Here is a 9075-nt window from a genome sequence, read left to right on the forward strand (position 1 = left end):
CGCCCCCGTTAACTTTCCGTTCACCTTGCTTAGCCACGCTTGGGAAGGAACGTGCAGCGACTTTCGCAACAGCGGAAGCGTCCGCGCGGCCAGCCTCCCGGCGCATCCGCGCCCCACCACCCTCGAAAGGGAAAAGCGTGTTGGTTCAGAATCTCGGCCGTACCACCTCTTTGCTGTCAGTATCCGCTGTTGCCGTGCTTGCCCTGGCAGCCTGCGGCACGGACAGTGCAGCGCCCGCCTCCACTCCCGCTGCGGCTTCGGAAAGCACGGTAGCGGGCACCCTCTCGGGCGCCGGCGCCAGTTCCCAGGACTCGGCCATGCAGGCCTGGATCGCCGGTTTCGGCGAAGCCAATCCGCAGGCTGCCGTTCAGTACTCCCCGGACGGCTCGGGTGCCGGACGCGAGGCGCTGCTGGCCGGCGGGGTGCAGTTTGCCGGTTCCGACGCCTACTTGGATGAGGAAGAAGCCGCAGCCGCGGAGGAAGTCTGCGGACCGGAGGGCGCCCTGCACATCCCCGCATATATCTCTCCGATTGCCGTGGCGTTCCAGCTGGAGGGCATCAGTGAACTGAATCTCGACGCCGACACCCTGGCAGCCATCTTCCGGGGTGACATCACGGTCTGGAATGATCCGGCCATCGCCTCGCAGAATGAGGGCGTCAGCCTGCCGGATACTCCCATCACCGCGGTGCACCGCGGTGACGAATCCGGAACCACCAAGAACTTCACCGAATACCTTGCCGCCGCCGCTCCGGAGATCTGGACGGAGAAGCCCTCCGGCGAATGGCCCGCCGGACTGCCAAACGGTGAAAACGCATCCGGCACGGGCGGCGTCATTTCAACCGTGACCGCTACGGAAGGCGGGATTACCTACGCGGATGCCTCCGCCGCCGGGAATCTGGGGACCGTCCGGGTAGAGGTGGGCGGGAACTACGTGCCCGTCAGCGCCGAAGCAGCGGCACTCGCCGTCGAATCCTCCACGCCGGTCACCGGCGGGAACCGTCCGGCTGCCGACATGGCCATGCAGCTGGACCGGGACACCGCGGAATCCGGGGCCTACCCGGTGGTCCTGGTGAGCTATCACATATTCTGCACCGGCTACGAGGACCAGGAGACGGTGGATCTTGTCCGTGCCTTCGGGGACTACGTTGTCAGTGAGGAAGGACAGGCGGCAGCAGCGGAGGCAACCGGAAGCGCGCCGCTCTCCGCGGCTCTGCGTGAACGCGCTGTCGAAGCCTTGGAGACCATCAGCGTCCGGTCCTAAACGCCGCGTTTATCTCCGGTTCCCCCGTTCGCGGGCGGGGGAGCCGGTCCGCCCGGCCGGGCAAAGTACCTAAACTGATAGAAAAGCCCGCAACACCGTCGAAGGGTCTGAGCATTGTCGAGCAAGTCAATAACTGGTGAGGGCGGCGCCGGCCGTGCCGGAGACAAGATCTTCTCCGGCATCACGGTGGCAGCCGGGTGCCTGATCCTCTTTGTGCTCTTCTGCGTGGCCGTGTTCCTGATGTGGCAGGCGCTGCCGACCTTCCTGGCCGACCCGTCCGACATCTCCGGAGGCGGCGGCTTCGGCAAGTACATTCTGCCGCTGGTCATCGGCACCGTCATTGCCGCGGCGATAGCACTGCTGATCGCCACCCCGGTGGGGATCGGCGTCGCGCTGTTTATCTCCCATTACGCGCCCCGCCGCCTGGCGCAGGGGCTGGGCTACCTGGTGGACCTGCTCGCGGCCATCCCCTCGGTGGTCTACGGCGCCTGGGGTATGACAGTGCTGGCCCCCGCCCTGGTGGGACCGTACAACTGGCTCGCCGAGAACGCGGGCTGGATCCCGCTGTTCTCCGGGCCCGCAAGCCAGACAGGCAAGACCATGCTCACGGCAGGCATTGTGCTCTCCGTGATGGTCCTGCCCATCATTACGTCGCTGACCCGCGAGATCTTCCTGCAGACTCCCAAACTGCATGAAGAGGCAGCCCAGGCCATGGGCGCCACCCGCTGGGAAATGATCCGGATGGCCGTGTTCCCCTTCGCCCGCCCCGGCGTGATCAGCGCAGTGATGCTGGGCCTGGGCCGTGCCCTCGGTGAGACCATGGCAGTGGCACTGGTGCTTTCCTCCGGCGGCCTGATTGCCAGCCTGATCCGCCCCGGCAACCAGACCATTGCCGCGGAGATTGCCCTGAACTTCCCTGAGGCGTTCGGGCTGCGTCTCTCCGAACTGATCGCCGCCGGACTCGTGCTGTTCCTGATCACCCTGGCAGTGAACGTCATTGCCCGCTGGATTATCAGCCGCCACAAAGAATTCTCGGGAGCCAACTGATGCTCGAATCACCCTCCGTACTGAACCGGCCCGGAGCAATGCTGACCAAGAACCGGCTGCCGCGCTACATGCCATGGGTCATCCTGGCCGTAGCGGTTGTCCTGGGCGCGGCAATCTCCGCCCTTATCGGTTTTTCCGTGGCTGCCTTCACCATTTTCACGGCGCTCATTTTCGTTATCGGCGGCACCGCCGTGACCTGGATGGTGGAGGGCCGCCGCCACGCCGTGGACCGGCTCGCCACGAACCTGGTCTACGGGGCATTCCTGCTGGCGCTGCTGCCGCTGGTCTCGGTCATCTTCACCGTCCTGGTCCGGGGCCTGCCCGGCCTTAACCCGGATTTCCTCCTCACGTCCATGGGCGGAATGACCGGCGCAGTGGACAACGCCACGGTCCAGGACGGTTCCCCGGTCCTGGGCGGTGTCTACCACGGCATTGTGGGCACCCTGCTGATCACCTTCTGGGCCACCGTGATTTCCGTACCGGTGGGATTGCTGGCCGCCGTGTACCTCGTGGAATACAGCCGCGGCGGTGCCCTCTCGCGGGCCATCACCTTCTTCGTTGACGTGATGACCGGCATCCCCTCGATCGTGGCCGGCCTGTTCGCCGCTGCCTTCTTCGGACTCGTGTTTGGCCCGGGCACCCGCACCGGCTTCGTGGCCGCCGTCGCCCTGTCGGTACTGATGATCCCGGTGGTGGTCCGCTCCACCGAGGAAATGCTGAAGATTGTTCCGAATGAACTGCGCGAGGCCTCCTATGCCCTGGGTGTGCGGAAATGGCGGACCATCCTGAAAGTGGTGGTGCCAACGGCCATTTCAGGCATTGCCTCCGGCGTAACCCTGGCCATTGCCCGCGTCATCGGCGAAACCGCCCCGCTGCTGGTGACGGCCGGTTTTGTGAACACCATCAACTTCAATGCCTTTGCCGGCTGGATGAGCACCCTGCCCACGTTCATCTACCGGCAGCTGATGAGCCCCACCTCGCCCACGAACACGGATCCCAGCACCCAGCGGGCATGGGCTGCGGCGCTGATCCTGATCCTGATGGTGATGCTGCTGAACCTGGCCGCACGCCTGATCGCCCGGATCTTCGCCCCCCGGACCTCCCGCTAAGCCCTGCCGCGACTTACCCCAAAGGAACACATGTCCAAGCGCATCGACGTCAAAGACCTGAATGTCTACTACGGCAACTTCCTTGCCGTCCAGGACGTCAATATCAACATTGAACCCCGCTCCGTCACCGCGTTCATCGGCCCGTCCGGCTGCGGCAAGTCCACCTTCCTGCGCACCCTGAACCGGATGCATGAGGTCCTGCCCGGCGCCCGGGTTGAAGGCGAAGTGCTGCTCGACGGCGAAAACCTGTACGGTCCGGGAGTGGATCCCGTGACCGTGCGCAGCCACGTCGGAATGGTTTTCCAGCGGCCCAACCCGTTCCCCACCATGTCCATCCGGGACAACGTGCTGGCAGGCGTGAAGCTGAACAACAAGCGCATTTCCAAGGCGGACGCTGATGATCTGGTGGAACGTTCCCTGACCGGCGCCAACCTGTGGAAAGAGGTCCGCGACCGGCTGGATAAGCCCGGGTCGGGGCTATCGGGTGGCCAGCAGCAGCGCCTGTGCATTGCACGCGCGATTGCCGTCTCACCCGAGGTCATCCTGATGGATGAGCCCTGCTCGGCACTGGACCCCATCTCCACCCTCGCCATCGAGGACCTCATCGAGGAGCTCAAGAGCGATTACACGGTGGTGATCGTGACGCACAATATGCAGCAGGCTGCGCGGGTTTCGGACAAGACGGCGTTCTTCAACATTGCGGGCACCGGCCAGCCCGGCCGGCTGATTGAGTACGCCGACACCCCGGTTATCTTCAGCAACCCGGCAGAGAAGGCCACCGAGGACTACGTCTCCGGCCGCTTCGGATAACCCCTACAGCAGGGGGCTCAGCGCCAGGAACAGAATCCCGCCCAGGACCGCGGTCACCGGTGCAGTGGTCAGCCAGGTGACCAGGATTTCCCGCAGCGGAATGAACCGCACGGTGGCGAACCGCTGGTTGGCTCCGGCGCCCACAATGGCGGAGGCCATGGTCTGGGTGCTGGACAGCGGGATATGCAGCCAGAAGGCGCCCAGGAACAGCATGGAGGAACTCACCGCCTGGGCGCTCATGCCGCGCAGCGGATCCATTCGCACCAGGCGGTGGCCCAGGGTGTGGGTAATCCGCCAGCCGCCGCAGAGTGTGCCGGCCGCCAACGCCAGGGCAGCGGAAACCTGGACCCATGTCGGTATGCCCGCATCGGTGGTTTCACCCGCCGCCAGCAGGGCGAGCACCACCACGGCCATGGTCCGCTGTCCGTCCTGGATCCCGTGGCCCAGGGAGAAGACGGAGGTGAAGACGGACTGCGCAATCCGGTTCCCGGCGTCACCGCGGCGGGGCGAGCTGTACCGCATCAGCCATGTGGCGGGGAAAACCAATAGGTAGGCCAGGGCGAAGGCGATCACCGGGGACAGCAGCAGAGGCAGCGCAAGCTGTTCCCAGATCACGCGGGAAGACCCGGCAATGTTTTGCCCGCCCACCAGGGTTGAGGCCGCCCCTGAGCCCACCACTCCGCCCACGAGCGCGTGGGTGGAGGAGGAAGGCATTCGCCGCCACCAGGTCCAGATACCCCAGCCGCAGGCGGCCGTAAGCCCCGCGATCAGGATGCCCAGCCCCTGCGGACCCTCGGGCAGTTCCACAAAACGGACCGTCAGGGCCACGGCCAGGGCGGTACTGACCAGCGCCCCCAGGAAGTTGAAGGCGGACGCCAGGGCGATGGCCACCGTGGGGGTCAGTGCGCGGGTGCGCACTGACGTCGCCACGGAATTGGAGGCATCATGAAAGCCGTTGAGGAAGGCGTAGGCGCCGGCCAGCAGTACAACGGCGCACAGGAGGAAGAACGCCACCCTAGGATTCCCGCACGAGGACGCCGCCCACGAACGTGGCAGCTCGGCGAAGCTGGGTGGCGGTGCCGGAAAGACGGTCAGCGAGGTCCCGGTGCCGGGCATAGGGCATGGGTTTGTGCTCACGCATCAGTTCCGCAACCCAGATCCGGCGGGTGCGTTCGGCCCGCCGGGCAAGCCGCAGCATCTCGATCCAGTACTCTTCCAGGTCCTCGAGCGAAGCCAGCCTGCGCATGGCCGAGGCCGTCAGCTCCGCCTGCCGGCCGATCACTTCCAACTGTTCGGAGGCGCGGCCGGAAACCCCGGTGAGTTTATAGAGGGAGACCGTCTCGGCTGATGCGTCCAGGCATTCCATGGCCGACATCAGAATCAGGGAAAGCTCGTAGAGGTCTTCCCGGGGGAGGGGGTTGATGAAGCTGGTCCGCATCTGGGTGAGCAAAGCGAAGTGCAGGTCCGTGGTCTCAGCATCGATCTGGTGCAGCTGCTCGGTGAGGCGGTCGAAGTCTTCCGGGTCGGCGCCCAGGATTTCGGCCATCACGCCCGTGCCGCGCAGCAGCTGGGAGGCCATGCGCGAAAGCAGCTCCAGGCCCGCGTTTTCCTGCGGGAAAAGTCGAAGTTTCACGCCGGACGCAATTCGTCCGCGGAAGGAGGATCCTGCACGAAGGTTCTCACTGCCTCAGAATATCCGATGGGAGGCCGTGGATCGGGCTAAAGGTGCGGCAGAGGCGCGCTGATCCCCGATGAGGAAATGTAACGGTGCCGGACCGGGAGCGCCTCTCGGCGGAAGGCCGCTCGAAGCGGCTCAGAGTTGAAGCCCGGGGGTTCCGCAGTCCGACACCAATTTCAGTTTTCTACGCCTGCCCGGCGATGTCAACACGGGCCCTGGTGCAGCCGCTGAGGTGTGACGAGCGCCATGGCAAGGGGCTCCTGCAGTCGGCTCAGTCCAGTTCGCCCCGCCGCCAGGCAGCGGCTGAGTGCTCCAGATCCTCTGCGGTGCGCACCAGCTGCCGGGCATTACGGGTGAGCATGGTGGCGCGGTTGCCGTTGGAGGCCTCGGAGGAGTCGGCGTGGTTCGTCTGCCCCAGGGCAACCACCCGGCAGAAGGCAGCGAAACGCTCCAGTGCGACGTCGAATTCGCCTTCGAAGGCGCCGGAGAGGATGGTGTCTGCCATGGCCCGCACCTCGTCTGCGCCGAGAGGTTCGGCGACGCCGGCAACCACCTTGGATACCTGGGCAACGTCTTTGCCGGCGGAGTAAAACGCGGCCACCCGTTCCGGATTCTGCTGGATGGCCGCCCGCAGGGCGTAGAGCCGCCAGAGCGCGCCGGGCAGCGAACGGGCCGGACTTTCGGCCCACATCTCGGCGACGGCTTCGACGCCCTGCTGGTCTGCGAGTTCAACCAATCGGCGGGTGACTTCCGGATCGGTGCTCTCGCGGCCGTGGTGGACCAGTGCCTGGGCGGCCAGATGGGCGGCCTCCGAGACGCGGGCCGGATCGGCTCCACCGGGGAAGTTGGCGAAGTCCACGGGTGCAAGGGGCTTTGGCTTGTGATGGCGCGGCATTGAATTGGACTCACTCATAATTTGAGAATACTCCCGCCAATCCGCAGAATCGAGGCGTCTTCCGGTGCACCCGGCGGCCGCGCTGCGGGACTGTCTCCGACGTCCGCCGGTCCCGGGTCCGGCAACGGCAATCCATCCGGAGCCAGGTTTTCCGCGATCTGTGCCGTGTGCGATAAAGTGGGACAGTCGGTCCGCGGCATTCGCCTCCGGACCGGTGGGAGCGCCTATAGCTCAGTTGGTAGAGCAACGTCCTTTTAAGTCGTGGGTCGCAGGTTCGAGCCCTGCTGGGCGCACTCCCGATACGAAAAAGAACGGCCCGTGAAAACGGGCCGTTCTTTTTTATGCTCCTGTTTATAAACTCTCGCGCGGCAACGGGGAGCCCGGGTACGTCCGGTCTCAGTCTTCCGCCGGTGCAGCGGCGTCCTCTGCAGCCTTCCGGGCCGGTTTGGGCACGGGCCGGCGGCGGGTGGTGTCGAACTTCATCAGTTTGTGCGTACCGTCGCAGTACGGCTTGATGGCTGACCCGCCGCAGCGGCACAGGGCCACGGTTTCGCGGTCCCGCGGCAGTGGAACGCCGTCGGGAGTGACAATTTCAAAGTCGCCCCGGACCAGCAGCGGTCCGTTCGGATAGGCAACTATGGACGCCGGGGCGGCAGGTCCCTTGGAAGCGGGGAGGTCCTGAGGTGCGGGAAGGTCCTGGTCCCCGCGGACCGGCTCCCGGGGTTCAGCAGCGGTCACGGGGTCACACCGCCGGCCATGGCCGCCGCGGCCAGCGCGGCGGAGGCGGCGGTGTCCGGAGCATTGTCCTGCGTTCCCTGCAGCGGCCGCAGCAGAGCTGATTCCCCGGCCTTCCACGCAGTGAGCTGCTCCTCACCCAGCAGGGCATCGATGGCCAGGACGCTGGCGGCACCGAAGATGATGTCACCCAGCAGTTCGGGTTCCGCTTCGGCGAGTCCGCCCGCCAGGTCCCGGGCGGCTATCTGCTCGTGGACGGCGTCGGCCTCCACATGCTCGTCAAAGTAGTAGGTGACGTTGTCGTCGAATCCGTGCCGGCGGAAACCGCGGGCATAAAACGAGTTGGGAATCGAGGAAGTCATTTCAAACGCCGCGAGGTGTCCGGCGATGGCGCCGCGCAGCCGCCGGTTCAGGCCAAAGAGGGACATGGCATTGGAGGAAGCCAGCGTGAGCGCGGGCACCTCGTCAATGTAGTAGCCGTACCCGGCGTTGAGGCCAAGGCCCTCCATGGTGGTGGCGAAAAGCTTCGAATGCATCCGTTCGGGGCGGCCGCCGCCGTACTCGTCGGCCTGGATTTCAATTAGCGCGGCCTTTGCCCGGCCGGCCGGCAGGCGGGGGATGACCCAGCTGTGCGGGTCCGCTTCCTTGAGCTGGTAGATGGAGCGCAGGATCAGGAACTCCCTCAGCTGCTCCACGCTTGCCTTGCCGGCAACGTAGCGGGACACGTCGGGTCCGCTGTCCTCTGCGGCAAGGCTGAAGAGCGTAGCCGCCACGTCCTCGCTCCTGGGAGCCGGGAGCTCGGGAACCGGCACGATATCCCGCAGTACTGCTTCAAACGCGGCTTCCAGCCGGGACCGGATGGCGATCAGCTGCGGATCCCACTCAGCCGCATCCTCCACGCCCTCCAGTCCGCTGTAGTGCAGTTCGTACAGGCAGAAGAGGGTCAGCTGCAGGTCCTCGTCGCGCAGGAGGTCCGTGCCGGCGGCCAGTGACTCCTCAACGGCAGCAACCAGGGACGGATACCCCTCGTTCCGGGTGGTACTGGTGAGCAGGTCGAGCAGGGTGGCGCTGACGCGCCCTCGGGGGGCGGGAATCTTCATTGCTTTCCTTACGTCTCCGGCACTTTTGGCGCGGGTGGTGGTCCTTGGACATGGAAAAGAATCCAGCTGTCAGCATACTTGGTATCCCGGTTCCGGCGCTTCGGGACGGACGGGTCCGCCATTGACCTTTGCCTCCGGGTTAGGTGCAATGGAGGCAGGAAACGCAAGGAAAGGAGCCGACATGCCCGAGGCTGGCCCGACCCTCGTCCTGCCGCTGCTGCTGCTCGCCGGTGTGCTGGCAGCCGGCGCTGCCGGTCTGGACCGGGCGCTGCGCAAACGGGACGGTGAGAGCCTGTTCTGGACCGGCTTTATTGCCTTTCTTGGCGTTCTCCTGACTGCTGCCTGGGGTGTCAGCACCGGGCCCGGCGGCACCGCAGCCATCGGTATGCTGCTGGTGGCCGGCAGTACCGCGGCCGCCGCGTGGCTGGCCGGCCGGCAC

General features: G+C 65.7%; 10 protein-coding genes and 1 tRNA gene. 6 read left to right on the plus strand and 5 right to left on the minus strand.

The annotated features are described in order from the left end of the window. Nucleotides 1-137 precede the first annotated feature (137 nt). The 4 genes from pstS (at nt 138) to pstB (ending at nt 4228) form a co-directional block, all read left to right on the plus strand. Nucleotides 138-1262 carry a phosphate ABC transporter substrate-binding protein PstS gene (gene pstS, locus AC5RVB_RS02835; RefSeq protein ID WP_227903222.1) on the plus strand — a complete coding sequence of 375 codons (1125 nt, stop codon included), beginning with the start codon at nt 138-140 and terminating at the stop codon, nt 1260-1262. A 114-nt stretch (nt 1263-1376) separates the two neighbouring features. Then, a complete protein-coding gene (pstC, locus tag AC5RVB_RS02840) occupies nt 1377-2309 on the plus strand; it encodes a phosphate ABC transporter permease subunit PstC (protein ID WP_494141893.1) in 933 nt (310 codons plus the stop codon). Beyond that, the gene (gene pstA, locus AC5RVB_RS02845) at nt 2309-3418 is read left to right on the plus strand and encodes a phosphate ABC transporter permease PstA (protein ID WP_227903224.1); all 1110 of its coding nucleotides are present in this window, start codon (nt 2309-2311) and stop codon (nt 3416-3418) included. The genes pstC and pstA overlap by 1 nt, the downstream gene beginning before the upstream one ends. 30 nt (nt 3419-3448) lie before the next feature. Then, a complete protein-coding gene (pstB, locus tag AC5RVB_RS02850) occupies nt 3449-4228 on the plus strand; it encodes a phosphate ABC transporter ATP-binding protein PstB (RefSeq protein WP_227903225.1) in 780 nt (259 codons plus the stop codon). Between the two features lie 3 nt (nt 4229-4231). Here the strand turns inward: pstB and AC5RVB_RS02855 are convergent, their stop codons facing one another. From AC5RVB_RS02855 to AC5RVB_RS02865, 3 genes are all read right to left on the minus strand, one after another. Next, nucleotides 4232-5242, minus strand: a complete 1011-nt coding sequence (locus AC5RVB_RS02855) for an inorganic phosphate transporter (protein WP_227903226.1) — start codon at nt 5240-5242, stop codon at nt 4232-4234. 1 nt (nt 5243) lies between these two features. Then, nucleotides 5244-5861: a DUF47 domain-containing protein gene (locus AC5RVB_RS02860; protein ID WP_227903227.1), complete on the minus strand. Its 618-nt coding sequence runs from the start codon at nt 5859-5861 to the stop codon at nt 5244-5246. A gap of 316 nt (nt 5862-6177) precedes the next feature. After that, nucleotides 6178-6819 (minus strand): hypothetical protein, encoded by a 642-nt coding sequence (locus AC5RVB_RS02865; protein ID WP_227903228.1) that lies wholly within the window; start codon nt 6817-6819, stop codon nt 6178-6180. 202 nt (nt 6820-7021) lie between these two features. Between AC5RVB_RS02865 and AC5RVB_RS02870 the strand changes: the two genes are divergently transcribed. Next, nucleotides 7022-7094: transfer RNA gene (locus tag AC5RVB_RS02870), tRNA-Lys, on the plus strand. A 103-nt stretch (nt 7095-7197) separates the two neighbouring features. Here AC5RVB_RS02870 and AC5RVB_RS02875 read toward each other — a convergent pair. After that, the gene (locus AC5RVB_RS02875; protein WP_494141894.1) at nt 7198-7539 is read right to left on the minus strand and encodes a CDGSH iron-sulfur domain-containing protein; all 342 of its coding nucleotides are present in this window, start codon (nt 7537-7539) and stop codon (nt 7198-7200) included. Beyond that, entirely contained in the window at nt 7536-8636 is a 1101-nt protein-coding gene (locus tag AC5RVB_RS02880; protein WP_494141895.1) for an iron-containing redox enzyme family protein, read from the minus strand. Before AC5RVB_RS02880 ends, AC5RVB_RS02875 begins: the two co-directional genes overlap by 4 nt. 181 nt (nt 8637-8817) lie before the next feature. Here AC5RVB_RS02880 and AC5RVB_RS02885 point away from each other — a divergent pair. Further along, nucleotides 8818-9075 (plus strand): hypothetical protein (locus AC5RVB_RS02885; RefSeq protein ID WP_494141896.1); only part of this gene is annotated, 258 nt, incomplete at its 3' end.

The organism is Arthrobacter sp. Y3225209 (assembly GCF_059090685.1).

Excerpts from the sequence above, each read along its gene's own strand:
- pstA (WP_227903224.1), top strand. The coding sequence starts at position 2,309 with ATGCTCGAATCACCCTCCGTACTGAACCGGCCCGGAGCAATGCTGACC.
- pstB (WP_227903225.1), top strand. The coding sequence starts at position 3,449 with ATGTCCAAGCGCATCGACGTCAAAGACCTGAATGTCTACTACGGCAAC.
- AC5RVB_RS02865 (WP_227903228.1), bottom strand. The coding sequence starts at position 6,819 with ATGAGTGAGTCCAATTCAATGCCGCGCCATCACAAGCCAAAGCCCCTT.
- AC5RVB_RS02880 (WP_494141895.1), bottom strand. The coding sequence starts at position 8,636 with ATGAAGATTCCCGCCCCCCGAGGGCGCGTCAGCGCCACCCTGCTCGAC.